This is a genomic window from Cryobacterium levicorallinum (genome assembly GCF_004402405.1).
In the GTDB taxonomy this organism is placed as follows: domain Bacteria; phylum Actinomycetota; class Actinomycetes; order Actinomycetales; family Microbacteriaceae; genus Cryobacterium; species Cryobacterium levicorallinum.
Genome location: NZ_SOFE01000012.1, coordinates 115,322 through 135,124, shown reverse-complemented (window position 1 = coordinate 135,124; position 19,803 = coordinate 115,322). Strand labels below are relative to the sequence as shown.

Below are 19,803 nucleotides of genomic sequence, written 5' to 3'. Positions count from 1 at the left end.
GCCAGCGCCCTGACGGGGGTGATTCCCGTTCCCGAGCTCATTGCCGCATAATCAAATCAGCTGACCCGCACGGTGACGATGAATTACACCAACCGGCGGGACGTGACCGTGCATCAGGAGTTGGTCAGTGCTCCAATGCTCAGTGTGACCGAGAACATCCTTCTTGGCCGGCTCCCCCGGCGAGGGGGCCGGGTTCTGTGGGCCGCCGCCCACAGCCAAGCTAGGGCGGTGCTAGACCGGCTCAACGTGGATATCAGTGAACGAACGGAAATGAGCCGGCTAAGCCTAGGGCAACAGCAACTCATCGAGATCGCGCGGGCCCTAGTTCGAGATACGAAGATACTGGTCCTTGATGAGCCTTCAGCCATTCTTGGACAGGCGGAGCTGGAAGTTCTCTACACGGTTGTTGACAGTCTCCGTCAACAAGGCGTGGGCATCGTCTATATCTCCCATCGCCTCGGAGAGGTAATGAGTCTGAGCGACCGTGTGACGGTCCTGAAGGACGGCGTCCTTCAAGACACGCTTCTAGTCGAAGACCTGTCTGAAGAACGACTGGTAACTCTAATGACAGGGCGAGAACTAACTGCACCTGTAAGGCCAGGCATAGCCCTGGATGCTCCTGTAATTCTTGATGTGCAAAATCTTCAAGTCAGGGGAGGGCGCGCTCCTATCAACTTCTCGGTCAGAGCCGGAGAGATTGTCGGGTTTGCGGGACTTGTGGGATGCGGTCGGACAGAGGTCGCTAGGGCCATTATTGGAGCAGACAAAGCACCCGGACGCGTCTATGTTGACGGCGAACTTCTTCATAGGCGCAACCCCAGATCCTCCCGTCGACGAGGGCTCGCTTACCTTCCCGAGGATCGAAAAGATCAAGGTCTACTTCTTCACCGATCGATTCGAGAGAACATTGGCTTGGCAAGCCTGAAAACCCGGTCAAGGTGGGGCTTGCTCCGATCTTCACACGATAAAGCAGACACACAGCGGCACGCAAGCGCCGTCGGGCTGAAGGCCTCAAACCTAAACTCCACTGCGGCGACCCTTTCCGGCGGAAACCAGCAAAAGGTGATGCTTGCGCGGTGGCTTGCCGCTTCCCCTACCGTGCTCATTCTTGACGAGCCAACCCGGGGAATCGATGTCGGCAGCAAAAGTGAAATATACAGGCTGATGAAGGAATTGACCGATAGTGGCCTTGCCGTCGTCATGATTTCAAGCGAAATAGAGGAAATTCTGGCTATGTCAGACCGGGTCATCGTCATGCGTGAGCGTCGAATCGTCGCAGAGTTTGCTGGTGATGAGATCTCGGAAGAGGCAGTCACGCGTGCCGCGATCGTCTCACCTGACCAAGTTTCACCCGATAATCCGATTTCAAGAACAAATGCGGCCGAAGGCCTCTCAACTATACGAGGAGTAGTCAATGACTGATGGAAGCGGCAGTCGCGGGACTCCGGATCAACATCGCACATCAGGGCGGGCAAGCGGTATCGGACCGTATGTGCGAAAGTATGGCGCCGCTGGCGCCCTCGGCCTGCTTGTTGTAGTCGCTAGCGTTACCGCTGAAAATTTTCTCGAAGTTCAAAACATTCTGAATGTCTTGCGCCAGATTTCGATCGTCGGTGTGCTGGCACTTGGAATGACATTTGTGATTATCACTGCGGGGATCGATCTGTCTGTTGGCGCGATGCTGACGGTCGTCGTGGTTTATACGGCCGATACGGTGCAAACTCTGGGGGTGCTGCCCGCAATAGCCGTCGCTTTGGTGGTGGGTGCCTTCTTGGGATTGCTCAACGGTCTCGGCATCACTCTGGGCGGCGTTCAACCTTTCGTGATGACACTCGGAATGATGGCATTCGCCAAAGGAATATCGCTTTTGTACACGCAGGGGCGGCCGATACCGATTACGAACGAAGCATTTCTGCAGTTCGGGAGCGGACGAACTTTGGGCATACCCAATCCGGCACTGGTGTTCCTAATTTTGCTCGTTATTGCCTGGGTAGTGCTCCGACATAGCGTTTTCGGACGGTCGGTATATGCGGTCGGGGCAAACGAAGAGGCAGCACGACTGTCCGGGATTCCGGTAAAGCGAGTTAAATGTTCGGTCTACGTGATTTCCGGGGTGATGGCCGGCGTAGCGGGGATACTTTACGCCAGCCAGTTAGGCGTCGGGACCCCTGTTGCGGGGGATGGGTATGAACTCGATGCCATCGCTGCGACCGTCGTGGGCGGGACCAGCTTGTTCGGCGGATTGGGCACAGTGGGCGGGACCTTTATCGGCGCCGCACTCCTGGGCGTACTTTCGAACCTGCTCAATCTCACAGGAGTGAGCCCGTACGCGCAGAACCTATTCAGCGGCATGCTCATTGTGGCCGCCGTGATGCTGCAGCGACGGAATGCGCAGGGGCGCTGACGATGACTGCTGAATGGCTCACTTTACGCGCCGATATGTGGGAGAAATGTGATCAGCTGATTACCCAGGACGCGGTGCTCGAATTGCTGATTTCCATTGCCGATACGCCTGCACCCTCCGGCGCATCGTCCATCACCCGCGGGGAACAGGTGGAGCTGTGGTGGTCAAAGCAGGCATCGGCGAGTTCGGGTGCGCAACTGACGTTGGATGCACACCGCAGCGGCTGCGACCTGTTGTCCCTTGGTGCAGGTGGAATTCGTATGCTGGCTCACCTCGACGAGGTTTCCTACCTGCTCGACGGACCTGCCGGATCACCAGGACTCTGGTGGGTAGCACCGTATTGCTACCACCTGGCTGAGAAACCTGCCCCGGCCCGCGCCATTCGATTCGCTTCGGACGGTTCGTGGACAACGGTCGCCACCGGTGAAGTCACAATGCTCGGAACACGGCACGTGTTCTCGACGTTGGAAACAACCGAGCTGGGCCCGGCGGATCGAATCGTGCTGGCCAGTGAAGTCTCTGTCGACCTCAAAACGAATCGCGTAACCGGTTCTTTGGATAACGCGGCTGGAGTTGCATCCGCACTCTTGGCTGCCTCGGTGCTAAGTGCACTGGGAGTCCCATTCTCCCTCGGCTTGACCGACGAGGAGGAGGGTCCCAGTGGGGCCAGCAGTCAAACGATTTCCCGAGGAGCTGCACGGCTGCTGCGTCACTTGGAGGACGCGCCCCTGGCTATCGCGATTGACATTCATGGGGTTCCGACCGAGGACCTGACGATGGTGCAGGATCACGTTAAGCCATGGGGCGCTTCGCTTGCAGAATTTTCCAGCCACGGCAGGGGCTCGGTTGCCCCGCCTCATCTATTTGCAGGGGTCAAGGATCTACTGTGCTCGTTGAAGGATCACGGAGTGAATGTGAAACTGAACGTCGGTGGATACGTACCGCGCTCCGACGACGTAACCGCCATGACGCACAGCAACCGCGTCATCATTCTCGGATACCCAGGAGTGAATAGGCATTTCGATCGCGGGCTACCGGCAACCAATCTGGAAGACCTGCAACATCTCTCGCGGGCGCTGGTTGTGCTCGGGGTTGCCGTGCATTCAAAGCAGCTGGCGGTGGACTGGTGATGGGGGAGATGCATGGACTCCTGACCATCGGAGAGCTGACTGTCGATGATGTGGTTGTCGAAGATGACTGCGCAGATTGGAAGCAAGCTGGCGGAGGCGCGCTCTACAGTGCAGTCGGTGCACTGGTATGGAGCAATGACGTAGCGCTGAACAGCGTTGTTGGCACGGACTTCCCTGACGGGCTGCTGTCGAGTTTGGACGCGTCAGGTATTTGTCTCGATGCTGTCTATAAGTCCCCCCACGCACTGAGCATCGGGCTTTGGCTACTCTATGAATCCGACGGAACACGCCGACAATTTGAGAAGAAGCGTGGAGCGACATTCGCCGATTTAGACCGTCTCCGGGCTTCCCCATATACTGCCGGCCTGAACCCGTTAGGCGTCCACATCGCACCGCAGTCCAGTCAAGGACAGGTGCTTGCCCTTGAACACCTGGCCGGACGTGACGTGGTCCGCACAATGGACTTGCTCATCGAGCCCTCCATTGACAAGACCCCTTACTTAGATGGTTGTGTTTTTAGAGAACTCGATGCGTTTCTTCCCAGCGCCCAAGAGGTCCGGGACGTTTGGGGACACTCAGACATCCATGCCCTCTCGAACTGGTTGAGCGAACACGGCAGCAACGCAACACTTGCGATTAAGCGCGGCAGTGACGGAGTCGACGTCCTCATAGGAGGAACAGTCACAAACGTTCCTTCCGTAGTCGACAAACTAGTCGATCCCACAGGCGCAGGCGATGCATTCTGCGGCGGTTTTCTCGCAGGTCTGGTCGCAACCGGTGACCCCATCGAAGCCGCCATCCGAGGTAGCGTCTCCGCGTCCTTTGTATGCGAAACACGAGGAGCCGTCGCCGCGGCTGTTCGAATTGATCCTGAAATCGTCGAGCGCCGGGCCAGCAAGGCACGGCGCTTACTAAGAAAGGTCTCATGAATACCTCCGCCCCGGTCGTTGCCCCCGTCGATGATCCGCTGATCTCATTATTTGCCAATACCAAGCCACTCATCGGAACCGTTCATCTGCAGCCTCTGCCAGGAGCACCCCGATACCGTGGAGCATCCATGCGGGATATTATCGAGCGCGCCGTGGAAGACGCACGTCGCTATGTGAACGGGGGCATCGACGGTCTCATTGTAGAAAACGAAGGAGATATCCCTTTTCTTAAACCAGACCAGGTGGGCCCCGAAACTGTCGCGGCGTTATCCGTCATTACCGCAGCCGTCGTCGAAGCGGTTCGTGTTCCGGTCGGCGTATTCTGTCTCGCTAACGCAACCCACCAAAGCATCGCCATCGCCAAGTCAGCCGGTGCGCAGTTCATCCGCGCGAATCAATGGGCCAATGCTTACGTCGCAAACGAAGGGTTCATCGAAGGAGCGGCCGCCACAACCCTCCGGTACCGGGCCGCAATATATGCGCACGACATAAAAGTCTTCGCAGACGTCCACGTAAAGCACGGTAGCCATGCAATCGTCGCCGATAGATCGATCGCTGAGCTAACACTGGATACAGAGGCGTTCGATGCGGATGTTCTCATCGCCACCGGCCACCGAACAGGCAACCCGACCACCGTGGAGGAAGTTTTGGACATCTCATCAGTCGCCACCCGCCCGGTCCTTGTTGGCAGCGGCCTGAACGCTTCAAATGCGGTGGCGCTGCTCGGCGTCGCTAGCGGCGCAATAGTCGGGAGTGCTATGAAAGAGGGCGGGGTTTGGTGGAACCCAGTGTCGGTGGAACAAACGCGGCGGATCGTAAACGAAGCCGAGAAAGCAAGGCGGTCACATCAATCGTGATCGGATGGCTCACTTTTCACCGTCATTTTTGGCTCACTTCTTGACCGTCGTCGACAGCGGTGGTGGGGCGCTCGTGCGCTACATCGTCACCGGCACTAAGGATGCCTTGGTCAGGGCTCAGTAGAGTGCCGGTCGGCGGTCTTGGATGACGTTGTTCCGTGGGCTGATAGTCGTGCGATGCGGATCGATTGCCAGAAGGGCGTCGACTCGATCACCGCTTAGAGTTCCGGTCGGCCAGCCGTCTGAGCCGATGATGGATGAACCCTGGGTCCACTCATTGTGCAATTCGGCGCCGCGTCGATCGCAACAGGCGATTGCCACGCGAGAACTTCGGGCGGCGGCCATCGCCTGAATTACCTCCGGTGCGTGTTCCCCCGACGGTTTTGGCACCAAAGGCCAGTTTGTAGGCACGGCTATCATTTCGGCACCGCCCACGGCGAGGAAGCGAGGCATTTCTGGGAACTCGAGGTCGTAACAGATCAGCACACCAAGCCGGCCGACCGGCGTCTCAGTGACGGCAGGTCGGTCTTGACCGGCGGTGAATATTGTCAATTCTCCATCCCATAGATGGGTCTTCCGATACACGCCGAGAACCCCTCCGCTCCCGAGTGTGACAGCGGTGTTGAATAGCGCTTCATCGCGGGATTCGCAGATGCCCACAACCACAGTCATATTCGGGGACAGCAAACCGGCCCAACGCTCCAGAATTGGATGCGCAATCGGGATGGCGCAGCTCGTGGCCTCATCCTTGCCGCGTAGGTAGTACCCACTGGTCGAGAGCTCCGGGAGGACCAACAGGTCCACTTCATCGATGACAGCGGCTCGTATGGCATCTTCGATCATCGTGAGATTCGCGGATAACTGCCCCAGCTGGGGCGCCAGCTCATGGCAGCGGACACGAACGTGTCGTGTCTCCGGGGTCTCTGGCGCGGTCGGTTCGTTGGGCATCATGAGCCTAAACGCTGGCTGCCGTCGGCTCACGTGTCAGTGCGGAGGCGCGCGCTGTCCGCATGCTGGCGGTTGCGCGGTGGGCGGCCATTCCCTCAGACGCCGAAATTATTTCGACTGCCGGTGCGAGTTCGGAGGTCGTTTGGGGGGCGACTCTCTGATACGTGAGTGGTTTCAGGAACCGTGAGACGGACAGACCGCCACTGTGTTTCGCGCCCCCTGCCGTGGGAAGTACATGGTTCGTCCCAGCCATGCCCTTGTCAGAGTAGGCCACTGTGCTCCAGGCACCGATAAAGAGGGAGCCATAGTTGCGAAGATTGTCGTGGTAGTAGTCGTCATCGTCGGTCATCACCTCAAGATGCTCGGGAGCCAAGTCGTCCATGAGCGCAATGGCGACATCGCGGCTCGCAGCGACAGTCACGGTGCCATAATCACGCCAGGCCGCCCCAGCAATGGAGGCAGTCTCAAGCGTTTCCAGCTGGCGGTCGACGGCGGCAATGACGGCGTGGCCCAATTCTTCGGAAGTGGTAATCAGGGCGGCCGGTGAGTTGGGGCCATGCTCGGCCTGACCGAGAAGATCGGCGGCAACGAGTTCAGCATCGGCGGTGTGATCGGCAATGACTGCAACCTCCGATGGCCCGGCCAGTAGGTCGATTGCTACAGTGCCGAACAACTGTCGTTTTGCTTCGGCGACATAAGCGTTCCCCGCCCCGACGAGCATGTCGACCGGCGCCTCGCCGAGCAACCCGAAGGCCATCGCAGCCAAAGCCTGGACTCCTCCCAAAATGAATACACGGTCCACTCCGGAGAGGTGCGCCGCATACGACACGGCATCATTGGCGCGACCGTTCGGCTGCGGCGGTGTGCACGCAAGGACGGAAGGGACACCCGCTACCTTCGCCACGCCGACCGTCATGAAAGCGCTCGCGGTAAGTGGGAACCGTCCGGCAGGAAGGTAGGCACCAACCCGAGAGATGGGAACGTAGCGGCTGCCCGCGATCAATCCGGGCACAAGCTCGACTTCAAAGTCCTTGAGCTGGTTGCGTTGCTCGCGGGCGAAGGCCTGTGTTCGGGACGCGCCCAGTTCGATCGCCGCGCGAAGGTCGGCCGGCAGCCGATCCCCGCTACTGGCGAGTTCCTTGGCACTCAGCTCAACGTTGGACTGGGTCCAAGAGTCCAGCTTCGCGGCGTATTGCAAGACTGCATCCATCCCCCCTGCCTCGATGGTGCTGAGCATTTCGGAGACAGTGGCGATCACTTTTGGGTCACGCTGGGCGGCAGGGCCGTCCAGACGGGGAGTCTTGAGATGGCGATAGGAGCCGGCGGCGGCAAGGAGGGCAGCGGATGTAAAGAGCATGAGGCGAGCCTAGGTGGCTCTTTCTCGGAGGACAAGACCGAGGTAAACTATCAGTGGCATAGGGTAAAGCTATGACAATCACGCAACTGCGGGCATTCTTGCTCGCTGCGACCCTCGGGTCCTTCACCGCGGCAGCGCTGGCCCTCGGCACGGCCCAGCCGACTGTGTCTGAACTCGTTCGCAAGCTCGAGGTGGAGGGGGGGCTGCCACTATTCGCGCGAACGGGACGGCGCCTTGTTCTGACATCTGCTGGGGAAGAACTGCTGCCGTGGGCGCGTCGGGTCGTGGACGGCGTGGACGGCGCGAGGCAAACCTTGGATGCGCTGCGCGGAATTACGGGCGGTGTCGCGTCCTTTGGCGTTTTGCGAAACGCCGGATACTACTTTCTCTCGGATCTGGCCGAACGGTTTCACGCGGAACGCCCGGGCGTTCGCACGCGGCTCGTGGGCCAGAACTCGGTAGAGGTCGCTGACGGCGTACGTGGCGGCGAGCTTGAAGCCGGACTTGCGGTTCTTCCGATCGACAATGACGGTTTGTCCGTGACTCCGCTGCTTCGCGACGAGGTGGTCTGGGCAAGCGCGGATCCTCGTCGGCTTCAAGCGCCCATGACGATCGCGGCGATTGGTGACGCGCCACTCATTCTTTACGACGCCCACTACGGCTGGAATGATCCAACGCGCAGACAGCTCGCTGAGCGTGCCCAACTGATCGGGGTGCGACTGGAGCCGATGATCGAGGTTGAGAATGTTGAGTCAGCGCTGGTTTTGGTGGCGCGGGGCATGGGAGACACGCTTCTGTCGCGAGCTGTCGCGTCGAGCGCTGGATTTCCCGCATCGGTGGGTACGGTCTCGTTCGCAGAACCTCTCTTTGACACCATCGCACTGATCACGCGCGAGGGGGCGACTCTGTCCCCGGCCACAGCTGAGCTAGCGCGATTGGCGACAGAGATGTTGCGCGCCCCGTCATTGAGCACCGATCCGCTATAGCCTCAGCCTATGGTTCATATAGGTCCGCATCGTCTTGTGCAGCGAATTTGGTCCCCCTATTCTGAAAAAAACCGAGCGCAGGTTGTCGCTCTCACCGTCCAAATCAAGGGGAAGAATGACCCATCCACGTGACACGCTGCCGTCCGCAGCGCTGCCGAACGCCATTGAGTCACGCTCGATTGACTGGGTGCCCATTTCAGAGCGGCGGGGTAAGCCTTGGACCCTCTTCCCGCTCTGGTTCATGTCGAATGCGAATGTCACAACCCTTGCCACCGGCATGCTCGGTGCTGCTCTCGGTGCTTCGTTTCTGACTTCACTGGCTGCGATCGTGCTCGGGGTCGCCGTGGGGACAATTTTCACTGCGTTCCACTCAGCACAAGGTCCGCAGCTCGGCCTGCCGCAGATGATTCAATCCCGGGCCCAGTTTGGTTTCCGCGGGGTCGCTCTCATCTGCGCCGTCGTCGTGTTCAGCTTGGTCGGCTTCAATATGTTCAATCAGATGCTGGCGGGCGAGATTCTCACGATGACCACTGGTGTCGAAGCGAACGGGCTCTGGTACTTCGTCATCAGCGCACTCGCCCTCGTCCTCGCAATCTTCGGTTACCACTGGATCCACAAGACTCAGAAGTGGCTAACCCTCCTGTTCCTGCTGACCTTCGGAATATTCACGGTGGCGGCGATCGTCGCGGTGCCGCTGGACCCCACCCAGCTATCCTTTGACGGCTTCAACTGGCCGGCGTTCCTCGTTCAATTCGGCGCGGCTGCAGCGTACGCCTTGGGCTGGGCGCCTTATGTGTCGGACTATTCCCGATATCTCCCCCCGGAAACTCGTCCTGGAAAAGCCCTCTTCCACACCTACGGTGGAGTATTTGTCGGTGCGGTGTGGCTCATGGTGTTGGGTGCCTTCATCGCGGCGGTCTTCACCGCGGCAGGCCCACTTGACGGCGTTCGAGACGCGGCCGATATGATTTTGCCGGGTTCGGGCTTCTGGCTCCTCCTGGCAGCTCTTCCGGGTCTAATCAGCGTCATCACCGTGAATATCTATGCCGCAGCAATGGAACTAATCACGATCGCGGACTCGATTCGTCCCATTCGGCCGACACGAACGGTGCGAATAGTTGCCTGCACGCTGATTGCAATGGCGGCGTTCTTCGGTGCACTAGTCAGCACGGGCGACTTTCTTGCGAACTTCGGCAGCTTCCTAGTCATCCTGCTTTACGTTCTCGTGCCCTGGACGTCCGTGAACCTGGTCGACTACTACTTCGTCCGGCGCGGCCAGTACGCCATCCGACAAATCTTCAAGCCGGGAGGTATCTATGGCAACTGGGGTTGGCGTGGCATGACCGCCTACGCAATCGGCATCGTCGCGATGATTCCTTTCGCGGTTACTGCTTGGTACACCGGGCCAATCGCAGAAAGCCTGGGCGGCGCCGACCTCGCCCTGTTCGTTGGGTTGGCAGCCTCCGCTGTCGCCTACGTGATCCTCGCTCGTGGCATCGATCATGATCGCGAGCGGCGGGCTGCCGACGAGGACATGGCTCTTCATGGAGAGGAAGCGGTCATGTTTGCGCCGAGGGCGTGACTGACGGGCGCGCATAGGGCAGGCGAGGCCCTATTCTGGAACTGTCTTACTTGTCACCTCGGTGCTAGTGCTACCATCCCAAACCGCGCTCAGGCGTGGTTGCTTGGAAGTTTGGTTCGCTCCCTTGCACCCTCAGCTGACGTAGAGATCGCGCAGTCAGCCGATTGGACGGCCACCTCGGTGCGTCCGTGAGGGCTTCATAGCCTTTTCAAATCGCGCAAGCGCCACCATGAGACCCCCTTCTCTCAGTTTTTTTAACGAGAAGAAGGGGGTTTCACACATGTTTAGTGCGTGGTGCTGCCTCACCTGGCTGTTATTCCGATGAGCACCCGGACCAGCACGCTCGAGCCCGCGTCCTCACGACGCCCCATGCCGCCCACCCCGAACCCTTCGTTCGGAATCACCCGAAGCCACCACCGTTCCCGACGGCGATTTCCCCTCAACGAAGACGCGGGAGGTCACGTCCCGCCGGATGATCTCTTTAGATAGAGCCGTCGGCTCAAGGCTCTGCGACCATGACCATAAACGCACCATAAACCCCAAAATAGGACCAGATTCAGGCCGTATCTCGCCGTACAGCGCGTACACTAAAGTCCATGAGAACCGCGGAATTCCGCGGAAGTCTGCCCCATATGCAGGTGCGCACCACCACCCCGACGCCTATCATTTGTTCTTGGTTCGAGTTCAGGTACCCCAGCTCTAACCCCTGATTTTCCTTGGAAACCAGGGGTCTGTTCTTTCCGCACCGGCATACGCAGACTCCACAAGATGCCGAATTCACCCGCATCCGCCAGGAGGGTGCGGATCGTATCGGGCTGCACGATTGCGATGCGGCGGATCGAGCGTAGCGATGAGCGTGACCCTCGCTCGGTCGCGACCGTTGTGCGTAAGTGCGTGGCTAGTCACAGCCGATCACCACACCAGGTGTGCAGCCCGAGACCAGGTGTTCGGCAAGCGCTCGATATCGTACGTCGATTGGGCGGGTTTGGGACCAAGCGTGAGGACTTGATGCGCGCACGTTTATTCAACGTTTATTGCGTCGAGACCAGCCAAGATGAGTCGAGGTTTTGCGATAGAATGGCAACCGATATCACAGGGAACTCCTGATCAGATCGAGATCAGTCTAAGTCTCGCAGTTGGATTCGCTCGTCAAGAAAGGGCCCGCCGCAATCCGATTGTCGTAGGTTCGATTCCTACCGGGGGCACCGCACTGTAGCGAACGGCACAATCAGGTGCGAGCGCGTTTCTGCTGAATGTATCTTCGGCCGTAGTAGATCGTCTGGGCTGCACCGAGCCCCAGCATTCCGACCGAATAAAACACGTTGTCGCCGCTGACGGCACTCCAAACGCCGAGGCCGAAGAAGACCAGGCCCAATATCGTCAGCGCAGCGGTGCTTTTGTTCGTCGTGTCATATCCGCCTCACTCTTGTCGTTGACTCTGGACACGAGCGGTTGCCAGTGTGGCGCGAATCGACGTGAAGGCCAAGGCTTCGCCTGCCGTCTGGGTGCTGCGGCAGCACTAATTCTCGAGGATTGCTAGATTCAAGTATGCGAGAACTCCAGGCGCGAATCATCGCGGAACTCAACGTCTCACCCACCATCGACCCGACCGCCGAGATTGGCCGCCGGGTGAAATTTCTCAAGGACTACCTCAAGCGCACCGGCGCTGCGGGCCTGGCGCTCGGCATCAGCGGCGGCCAGGATTCCACCCTGGCCGGCCGGTTGTGTGCGCTCGCCATCGATGATCTCGTCGCCGAGGGTCATCCGGCCACCTTTGTCGCTGTACGCCTGCCATACGCGGTGCAGCGCGATGAAGCGGATGCGCAACTCGCGTTGGAATTCATCCGCCCGCAATCGCAGGCCGTCTTCAATATCGAACTCGCCGTCGAAGGTTTCGAAACCGAGTTTCTTGCAAGCCTCGACGTGGCGATGACCGACTTCACCAAGGGGAATGTCAAAGCGCGCTCCCGCATGATCGCGCAGTATGCGCTCGCCGGCCAGCTCGGCCTGCTCGTGGTCGGGACCGACCATGCTGCCGAGGCGGTCACCGGATTCTTCACCAAGTACGGCGACGGCGGCACCGATATTCTCCCGCTGACCGGCCTGACCAAGCGTCAGGGCCGGGCCCTGTTGATGGAGCTCGGCGCCCCCGAACAGCTCTATTTGAAGGACCCGACCGCTGATCTGCTCGATCACACGCCCGGCCAGACCGACGAAGCCAATCTGGGGCTGCAGTATGACCACATCGACGATTTTCTCGAGGGGCTTCCGGTCGAGGACGAAGTGGCCGAGGCAATCGAAGCACGCTTCCTGAGTACGGAGCATAAGCGGCGAGTGCCAGCTTCGCTGTTTGACGACTGGTGGCAGTAAGCGCCCCAGCGCGACGAAAAAACGAGCCGGTCAGTGCTGCGAGAGCGCCGACCGGCTTGTTCAGGTGGTGCTGATTGACCTAGGTGGTCGGTGCGGAGGACGAACGAGTGAGCGGGTCTGTGCTGCGCACCTCGAGCTTGTTCACGTCGTCGAGCAGACGCTGGGTCTCCGGTGATGCGTCGGCCGCAGCCGCAGCCGCCGTCGAAGTGGCTGCCGGCGCACGGTTGACCGCCGCAGGAGTGAGCGGTGCCGCTCGCACCGGTGCGGGGGCGGACTCTGCCGCACTGTGCTGGTCGTGGTGCTGCTGGGCAACCCAGGCTTCCTGCTCGGCCAGCAGGTTCTTCTCGGCGCCGGAATTCTGGGCCTTCCAACGATCGAGATCGCCCTGGAAGATTTTGCGGGCACGCCCGGGCTTGTTCTGCCACTCCACCAGGCGGTCGCGAAACTCGACCAAAGCCGGTTCCAGCTGGTACCCGAATGTGGCCGAGGTGCGCTTGAGCTCGTACAACTCGTGGGCGGCCCAGTTCGCGGCGATGCCCGAACCGCGGATCGGCAGCAGTCGAACCTGAATGTCGGCCTGTCCGACGGCCCGTTCGCTCATGACCTGTTCCTGCGGGGTCAGTGAATTCCAAACGGATGCCTCGGTGGCGGCATCGACGAGAGAGGCGATCGCGGCCACCTTGATCTCCCGATCCCGCTGAGTGAGGAGCCGCTTGACGGCCCCCCGGGAGATCAACGCCGCCAGCACGCTGGCGATGACAATCGCACCAATGAAGACGATTGCACTGAAAACCACCGGTTCTGTGCTGACGTCTGTGAGCCAGGTTACGAAGCTATTCCACCATTCCATGTCGAGGATTTTATCCGCGCAGTTTCTGTTCTGCGGGACCAGCCTCGGCGTGCCCCCACGCGATTGGAACCAATGGGTGCAGCGCGGCACCTATTAGAGCACTAGCGGAAACAATCGATGGCGTCTTCGATGCGGCAGAACACACCGAGATCGCGCGTGCGCGTGGCGAAGACTATTCTGCGGGCGCTGTACCGGTCGCCGTCGATGCCGGCGTGGCATTCGAGATAGCCGATGACAGCGCCAAGGGGGTCGACGACGCGCCACAGTCCCTCGCGCACGAGGATGAAGTCACGGCCACGAATGCGGGCGATCGGTGCGATGAGAGTGGTCATGATTGCTCCTTCTGCTTCGGCCGGCCGCGGTTGTTTCATCCACCGTATGGGCGACCACCGACATCCGCTTTCGGCGAACAGTCGGCGATGCTGACGCAGCATTCGGCAGCGGCGACGCCGGACGAGTTAGGGTGGAGGAGTGCAAACTTTTGTGATCGCAGGTGGATGTTTCTGGTGTCTCGATGCTGTCTATCGGGTCTTACGCGGTGTGAGCGAGGTCGTGTCGGGGTATACCGGCGGCACCACCGCCGACCCGAACTATGAAGCGGTCTGTACCGGGCGTACCGGCCACGCCGAGGCCGTCGCGGTCACCTTCGACCCGGAGGTCATTCCGGCCAGCGTCATCCTTGACGTGTTCTTCACACTGCACGACCCGACCCAGCTCAACCGGCAGGGCAACGATATCGGGACCCAATACCGGTCGGCCATGTTCTACACCGATGATGAGCAGAAGCGGCTGTTTGAGACGGCCCGCGATCGGGCGAGCGAGTGGTGGGGCTCCGGCATCACCACCACAATCGAACCGCTCGGCGACTACCACGATGCCGAGGATTACCACCAGGACTTCTTCAACAAGAACCCCGGGCAGGGCTACTGCATGGCCGTTGCCGTGCCGAAAGTCAACAAGATTCGCAAGTCGTACTCCGAGTACCTCGTCGGCTAGTTTCTTCTCCACAACGGCTCGTCGGCGGGATTCTCCACTGATTCGCTTGAATCGATCCGTCGCAGCCCATGGGGGCGGCACACTCGCAGTGTGCGACCCGGGAGCGACGAAGACTGGCACGAGTTGTCGTTCCCGGGCCGTGTGCGCTCACTCTCTGTCGAGCGCCCAACGAGCGTCTTCGCGACAACCGTGCCGGGAGAAACCATGAGCGACCACATCACGATATCCGGAGTCATCGGCACCGTTCCCAGTGTGACTTTCGGCAAAAACGGGACCCCGATCACCTCCTTTCGGCTGGCCTCCCGCCAGAGCCACCACAACCAGGCCAAAGACGAATGGATCGTCGACGAAAGCTGCTGGTATTCCGTCAAGACCTTTCGCCAGCTGGCCACGAATGCGGGCAAGTCGCTCAACAAAGGCGAGCACATTGTCGTCACCGGACGGCTGGTCGTTCGAAAATGGACCAACGCCGAGAAATCCGGAACTTCCGTGGAGATCATTGCTGACTCTGTCGGCCATGACCTCACCTGGTACACCACGACGCCGGTGCGCTCTGTGGCACCCTCGCGTACCAGCACCGATCAGGCTGAGCCGGACCCGGTGGAATCCCCTGAATCGGAGGAATCGGCCAGTGCGTTCGAGGCGGAGCGCGGGCAGGTCGACCCGGCCGGAGACGGCTTTGTACCGATCGACACCGACGCGGATGTGGATGCCTACGCGCGTTTAGACTCGTAACATCGTCCACGCGCGTGGACGGGGAGAGGCAATACGTGATCGTGGCAGAACCACAACCGCAGGATCAGTTCGTCGTGACTACGGCCGGTCGGCGCGCCGGCCGCTCGCGGTTCTCCCTGTCCGCCGTGGTCGCGGTGGGCGCTGCGCTGCTCCTCGGCGTCAGCCTCGCCGCGTGTACCGGTGTCCCCGCAGAGCCCGCCGCGACCACCGCTGTGCCCACTACGTCGGCGACACCGGACTCCTCGGCTACTCCAGCGCCCGACCCGGCGCTGGTACCGACTGGAACCGCCGGGGAGAATCTGGTCTACTTCAACTTTCTGGCCGCGGCGGTAACCAAGGCCAACCCCGCTGCTGACGGCCGTGCCTACATCGACGCCCTCGTCGCCGGCGGGTTCGACCGCAGCGCGATGGAAGTGAGCTTCGACCGCACCCAGGCCGATCTCGTCGCCGACTCCGTACAATTCTCCGTGCGCTTCGCCGGCGAATGCCTGATCGGTCAAATCGGCCCGGCCAGCGACGGCTTCCACAGCGTGGTCGCGCCGATCCTCTCGACCGGTTTGTGTCTGGTTGGGTCCAGTCGACAAATAGACTGGTAGGTATTATGGCCGAATTTATTTACTCAATGGTCCGCGCTCGCAAGGCGATCGGTGAAAAGCTGATTCTTGACGACGTCACCATGTCCTTTTTCCCCGGTGCCAAGATTGGTGTGGTCGGCCCGAACGGCGCCGGAAAGTCCACCATTCTCAAGATCATGGCGGGTCTGGATACCCCCAGCAACGGCGAGGCGCGACTCTCCCCGGGCTACACCGTCGGCATCCTGATGCAGGAACCGCAGCTCGATGAGAGCAAGACCGTGCTCGAAAACGTGCAGGAGGGCGTCGGGCCGATCAAGGCCAAGGTCGACCGGTTCAATGAGATCAGCCTCGCTCTTGGCGAACCTGACGCCGACTTCGACACCCTGCTCGCCGAAATGGGCATTCTGCAGGAAGCGATCGATGCAGCGGATGCCTGGGACCTCGATTCCCAGCTCGAGCAGGCCATGGATGCCCTGCGCACCCCGCCGGGTGACTCCGAGGTCGCCAACCTCTCCGGTGGTGAGAAGCGCCGCGTAGCGCTGACCAAGCTGCTGCTGCAGAAACCCGACCTGTTGCTGCTCGATGAGCCCACTAACCACCTCGACGCCGAGAGTGTCCTGTGGCTCGAGCAGCACCTCGCCAAGTATCCCGGCGCCGTGATCGCCGTCACCCACGACCGGTACTTCCTCGACCATGTTGCCGAGTGGATCGCCGAAATCGACCGCGGACACCTTTACCCCTACGAGGGCAATTACTCCACCTACCTCGAAAAGAAGCAGGAACGACTGCTCGTGCAGGGCAAGAAGGATGCGAAGTTGTCGCGCCGTCTCGCCGACGAGCTCGAGTGGGTGCGCTCCAACGCCAAGGGCCGTCAGGTGAAGTCGAAGGCCCGTCTGGCCCGCTACGAAGAGATGGTCACCGCCGCTGAGAGCACCCGCAAGCTGGACTTCGAAGAAATTGTGATTCCAGTTGGCCCGCGCCTCGGTGCCCAGGTCATCGACGCGACCAAGCTCGAAAAGGGCTTCGACGGGCGCATGCTCATCGACAATCTCAGCTTCACCCTGCCGCGCAACGGCATCGTCGGCATCATCGGCCCGAACGGTGTGGGAAAGACCACCCTGTTCAAGACCATCGTCGGTAAGGAGCCGCTCGACGGCGGCGAGCTGAAAATCGGCGACACGGTCAACATCTCCTATGTCGACCAGGACCGTGGCGGCATCGATCCGAACAAGACCCTGTGGGAGGTCGTCTCCGACGGCCAGGACTACATTCAGGTCGGCAAGACCGAAATTCCGTCGCGCGCCTACGTCTCGACCTTTGGTTTCAAGGGCCCAGACCAGCAGAAGAAGGCCGGCGTGCTCTCCGGTGGCGAGCGCAACCGCCTGAACCTGGCTCTCACCCTGAAGCAGGGCGGAAACCTGTTGCTCCTCGACGAGCCCACTAACGACCTCGACGTCGAAACGCTTGGTTCGCTCGAGAACGCGCTGCTCGAGTTCCCCGGCTGCGCCGTGGTGATCACCCACGACCGGTGGTTCCTGGACCGGGTGGCCACGCACATCCTCTCGTATGAGGGAACCGACGAAAACCCGGCCAACTGGTACTGGTTCGAGGGCAACTTCGAGTCCTACGAAGAGAACAAGATCGAGCGACTCGGCCCCGACGCGGCCAAGCCGCACCGTTCCGCCTACCGCAAGCTCACTCGCGACTAGAAAGTCAAGAAAGTGAAGCTGCACGTACCGATCCGTCTGCGCTGGTCCGACCTCGACGCCTACGGTCACGTCAACAACTCCGAGATGCTGCGCCTGCTGGAAGAGGCCCGCATCCTGGCCTTCTGGGTGACCGAAGACGACGGGGCGATCGGCGCGAGCACGGCCGTGCTCGACGGGCGTCCGGGCGCGGCGACCCTGACGCTGATCGCCCGGCAGGAGATCGAGTATCTGGCGCCGGTGCCCTACCTGCGTCAGCCGCTCGACGTGCGGCTGTGGCTCGGTAAGCTCGGTGGCGCGAGCCTCGACGTTTGCTATGAGGTGTACAGCCCCGAGGGGGTCACGCCGGAGATACTGTATGCGCGGGCGAACACGACCATCGTGCTCGTCGATGCGACGAGCGAACGCCCGCGCCGCATCAACGATGCCGAACGTGCCGCCTGGACTCCCTACCTCGACGAACCGATCGAGTTTGCCCGCCGATGAGCCAGCGCGGGCCATCGATCGCCGCGCCTACCGGGATCGTTAACCGGCCAGAACCGTGTCGCCAGCGACAGTGACGGTGACTCGGTCCAGTGCGCGTGGTGCCGGGCCGCCGAGCACTTCACCCGTGGCGAGGTCGTAGCGCGACTGGTGGCACGGGCAGTCGAATTCGGTGGCGGCGGGCTCCACCTTGCAGCCTTGATGCGTGCAGATCGCGCTGAAGGCGACGACCGTGCCTTCCGTCGGCTGGGCGAGCAGGATTGGTTGACCATCGAGGGTGGCCGCGATGCCACCGCCAACCGGGATATCGGCCAGTTTGGCGACCTCGGTCCCGGCCGGTGCAGTTTCCGCGCCGGGATCCGTGGCTGAACCGGTCGGATCGGTCGCGCTCTCGGTCTCGGTCGGGGACGCGTCCGTGGAGGCGGTACCGGTATCCGGGGTGCTGCTACAGGCAGCCAGGGCGACCGCTGCGGCGGCGCTTCCCCCCACTAGGATCATGCTTCGACGGGACAGGTTGATTGCCGGGGCCATGATTCTCCTTGAGGAACGTATTAGCGGGTAGGTTGGCGCTGCTTCAGCTATCAACGAAGCGGCCGGTGGTTCGGTTCAGTGTTTCAGGACGTCAATTGAACCGCAATGGCCCCGGTTCCGTGTTACCAGGGGAGGTAGGCCATGGCCGATGAGCGTGCCGAACTATTGCGTGCCCTCCACGACACGCACGGGCCTATTCTGTGGCGCTATGTTGTGAGGCTGACCCACGACACCGCCCTCGCCGACGACGTGGTGCAGGAGACGCTGCTGCGCGCCTGGCGCCGGCCACGCCTGCTCGATCAGACCGAGGTGTCGGCCAGGGCGTGGCTGTTCACGGTGGCTCGAAACCTGGTGATCGACGACCGACGCTCGGCCCGCGCCCGACATGAGATGCCGACCGACCAGCTGCCCGAACTGCCCACCGACGATCAGACCGACGCCCTGCTCGATGCCTGGCTGGTAGCGGATGCCCTCACCGACCTCTCGCTCGACCATCGGGCCGTCATTGTCTACGCCTACTATCAAGGCCAGTCCGTCGCGGAGACTGCACGACACCTGGATATTCCCGAAGGAACCGTGAAATCCAGGCTGCACTATGGCCTGCGAGCCCTGCGTCTCGCACTGCAAGAGCGAGGAGTTACGGAGCGATGACCACTCCTGCTGACCGGTACGCAGACTGGGACGGCGCCTACGTACTGGGCGCGCTTACGCCGGGCGACCGGCGTGACTACGAACGACACCTGAACGACTGCGCCGCCTGCAGTCAGGCCGTCGCCCACCTCGCCGGGCTGCCCGGGCTGCTCGCTCTGGTGCCACTGGATCAAGCTGCGCAGCTCGGTCACGCGACCGGTGCGGCAGTGGATTCCGGCACATCGCCGTCCGCCGAACTGCTGCCCCGGCTGTTGGCCGAGGCACGGGTCCGCTCCCGGCGGGCCCGCCGGCGCACGGTGGGGGCCGTGCTTGCGGCCGCCGCGATCGCGGCATCCGCTGCCCTGATGGTGCCCGGCTGGCTGGACCAGCGAGTCACCAGTGCCAGGGAACCGGCCGTGGCCATGACCGCCGTCGTCCCGAGTCCGCTCACCGCGAGCTTTCGCCTCACCGGCGAAAACTGGGGCACCCGCATCGACGCGAGCTGCAGTTACGCGAAGAGCGGCAACAACTTCGGCCCGCAGCCCTACGCCCTGTTCGTGACCGACACCGCCGGCGACGAGAGGCTGGTGGCCAGCTGGATTGCCGGCCCCGGCACCACGATCACCGCCGCGGGCACCACGAGTGTCGCCGAAGACGATATCGCGAGCGTGGACATCCGGTGGATGCCCGACGAACGCGTGCTGCTGGAGTCCAAACCGAGCTGGTAGCTGCGG

General features: G+C 61.3%; 21 protein-coding genes. 15 read left to right on the top strand and 6 right to left on the bottom strand.

Annotated features, from left to right (window positions below; translation table 11 throughout):
• The first annotated feature begins 78 nt into the window (after positions 1–78).
• Genes E3O11_RS07235 through E3O11_RS07215 form a run of 5 tightly spaced genes read left to right on the top strand, consistent with a single transcriptional unit; the run spans position 79 to position 5,320 of the window.
• A complete protein-coding gene (locus E3O11_RS07235; RefSeq protein WP_092450986.1) occupies positions 79–1,422 on the top strand; it encodes a sugar ABC transporter ATP-binding protein in 1,344 nt (447 codons plus the stop codon).
• A complete protein-coding gene (locus tag E3O11_RS07230) occupies positions 1,415–2,404 on the top strand; it encodes an ABC transporter permease (RefSeq protein ID WP_092450984.1) in 990 nt (329 codons plus the stop codon). Before E3O11_RS07235 ends, E3O11_RS07230 begins: the two co-directional genes overlap by 8 nt.
• A 2-nt stretch (positions 2,405–2,406) precedes the next feature.
• Positions 2,407–3,534 (top strand): hypothetical protein, encoded by a 1,128-nt coding sequence (locus E3O11_RS07225; protein ID WP_092450982.1) that lies wholly within the window; start codon positions 2,407–2,409, stop codon positions 3,532–3,534.
• Positions 3,534–4,463, top strand: a complete 930-nt coding sequence (locus tag E3O11_RS07220; protein ID WP_092450981.1) for a carbohydrate kinase family protein — start codon at positions 3,534–3,536, stop codon at positions 4,461–4,463. Before E3O11_RS07225 ends, E3O11_RS07220 begins: the two co-directional genes overlap by 1 nt.
• Positions 4,460–5,320 (top strand): BtpA family protein, encoded by an 861-nt coding sequence (locus E3O11_RS07215; protein ID WP_092450979.1) that lies wholly within the window; start codon positions 4,460–4,462, stop codon positions 5,318–5,320. Before E3O11_RS07220 ends, E3O11_RS07215 begins: the two co-directional genes overlap by 4 nt.
• A 117-nt stretch (positions 5,321–5,437) precedes the next feature.
• Here the strand turns inward: E3O11_RS07215 and E3O11_RS07210 are convergent, their stop codons facing one another.
• Together E3O11_RS07210 and hisD are read right to left on the bottom strand one after the other, a co-directional pair.
• Positions 5,438–6,268 (bottom strand): nitrilase-related carbon-nitrogen hydrolase, encoded by an 831-nt coding sequence (locus E3O11_RS07210; RefSeq protein ID WP_092451000.1) that lies wholly within the window; start codon positions 6,266–6,268, stop codon positions 5,438–5,440.
• Positions 6,269–6,275: 7 nt separating this feature from the next.
• Positions 6,276–7,625: a histidinol dehydrogenase gene (gene hisD, locus E3O11_RS07205; RefSeq protein WP_092450977.1), complete on the bottom strand. Its 1,350-nt coding sequence runs from the start codon at positions 7,623–7,625 to the stop codon at positions 6,276–6,278.
• Between the two features lie 71 nt (positions 7,626–7,696).
• Between hisD and E3O11_RS07200 the strand changes: the two genes are divergently transcribed.
• Both E3O11_RS07200 and E3O11_RS07195 read left to right on the top strand, forming a co-directional pair.
• Positions 7,697–8,611, top strand: coding sequence for a LysR family transcriptional regulator (locus tag E3O11_RS07200; protein WP_092450975.1), 915 nt, complete (start codon positions 7,697–7,699; stop codon positions 8,609–8,611).
• A gap of 34 nt (positions 8,612–8,645) precedes the next feature.
• Positions 8,646–10,193 (top strand): purine-cytosine permease family protein, encoded by a 1,548-nt coding sequence (locus E3O11_RS07195; protein WP_198415565.1) that lies wholly within the window; start codon positions 8,646–8,648, stop codon positions 10,191–10,193.
• A 1,228-nt stretch (positions 10,194–11,421) separates the two neighbouring features.
• Here E3O11_RS07195 and E3O11_RS17580 read toward each other — a convergent pair.
• Positions 11,422–11,568: a hypothetical protein gene (locus E3O11_RS17580; protein ID WP_166787521.1), complete on the bottom strand. Its 147-nt coding sequence runs from the start codon at positions 11,566–11,568 to the stop codon at positions 11,422–11,424.
• Between the two features lie 173 nt (positions 11,569–11,741).
• Here E3O11_RS17580 and nadE point away from each other — a divergent pair, with 173 nt between their 5' ends.
• On the top strand, positions 11,742–12,563 hold the full coding sequence (gene nadE / locus E3O11_RS07190) for an ammonia-dependent NAD(+) synthetase (RefSeq protein WP_092450971.1): 822 nt from the start codon (positions 11,742–11,744) through the stop codon (positions 12,561–12,563).
• A gap of 79 nt (positions 12,564–12,642) precedes the next feature.
• Here nadE and E3O11_RS07185 read toward each other — a convergent pair whose 3' ends face one another.
• Positions 12,643–13,413, bottom strand: coding sequence for a hypothetical protein (locus tag E3O11_RS07185; protein ID WP_174775755.1), 771 nt, complete (start codon positions 13,411–13,413; stop codon positions 12,643–12,645).
• A 101-nt stretch (positions 13,414–13,514) separates the two neighbouring features.
• The gene (locus tag E3O11_RS07180) at positions 13,515–13,745 is read right to left on the bottom strand and encodes a hypothetical protein (RefSeq protein ID WP_092450968.1); all 231 of its coding nucleotides are present in this window, start codon (positions 13,743–13,745) and stop codon (positions 13,515–13,517) included.
• Positions 13,746–13,884: 139 nt separating this feature from the next.
• On the opposite strand from E3O11_RS07180, the gene msrA reads away from it, so the two are divergent.
• From msrA to E3O11_RS07155, 5 genes are all read left to right on the top strand, one after another.
• Complete coding sequence (gene msrA, locus E3O11_RS07175; RefSeq protein ID WP_092450966.1) at positions 13,885–14,409, top strand: peptide-methionine (S)-S-oxide reductase MsrA; 525 nt, start codon at positions 13,885–13,887, stop codon at positions 14,407–14,409.
• A 204-nt stretch (positions 14,410–14,613) separates the two neighbouring features.
• Positions 14,614–15,144, top strand: coding sequence for a single-stranded DNA-binding protein (locus tag E3O11_RS07170; protein WP_092450964.1), 531 nt, complete (start codon positions 14,614–14,616; stop codon positions 15,142–15,144).
• 41 nt (positions 15,145–15,185) lie between these two features.
• Entirely contained in the window at positions 15,186–15,740 is a 555-nt protein-coding gene (locus E3O11_RS07165) for a DUF6993 domain-containing protein (protein ID WP_241990981.1), read from the top strand.
• Positions 15,741–15,745: 5 nt separating this feature from the next.
• Positions 15,746–17,428 (top strand): energy-dependent translational throttle protein EttA, encoded by a 1,683-nt coding sequence (ettA, locus tag E3O11_RS07160; protein ID WP_092450962.1) that lies wholly within the window; start codon positions 15,746–15,748, stop codon positions 17,426–17,428.
• Between the two features lie 12 nt (positions 17,429–17,440).
• The gene (locus E3O11_RS07155; protein WP_092450960.1) at positions 17,441–17,911 is read left to right on the top strand and encodes an acyl-CoA thioesterase; all 471 of its coding nucleotides are present in this window, start codon (positions 17,441–17,443) and stop codon (positions 17,909–17,911) included.
• A gap of 39 nt (positions 17,912–17,950) precedes the next feature.
• On the opposite strand, the gene E3O11_RS07150 is transcribed toward E3O11_RS07155, so the two are convergent.
• Positions 17,951–18,439, bottom strand: coding sequence for a QcrA and Rieske domain-containing protein (locus tag E3O11_RS07150; protein WP_092450959.1), 489 nt, complete (start codon positions 18,437–18,439; stop codon positions 17,951–17,953).
• Positions 18,440–18,580: 141 nt separating this feature from the next.
• On the opposite strand from E3O11_RS07150, the gene E3O11_RS07145 reads away from it, so the two are divergent.
• Together E3O11_RS07145 and E3O11_RS07140 are read left to right on the top strand one after the other, a co-directional pair.
• On the top strand, positions 18,581–19,090 hold the full coding sequence (locus E3O11_RS07145; protein WP_092450957.1) for a sigma-70 family RNA polymerase sigma factor: 510 nt from the start codon (positions 18,581–18,583) through the stop codon (positions 19,088–19,090).
• Positions 19,087–19,797 (top strand): zf-HC2 domain-containing protein, encoded by a 711-nt coding sequence (locus E3O11_RS07140; RefSeq protein WP_092450955.1) that lies wholly within the window; start codon positions 19,087–19,089, stop codon positions 19,795–19,797. The genes E3O11_RS07145 and E3O11_RS07140 overlap by 4 nt, the downstream gene beginning before the upstream one ends.
• The last annotated feature ends 6 nt before the right edge of the window (positions 19,798–19,803 follow it).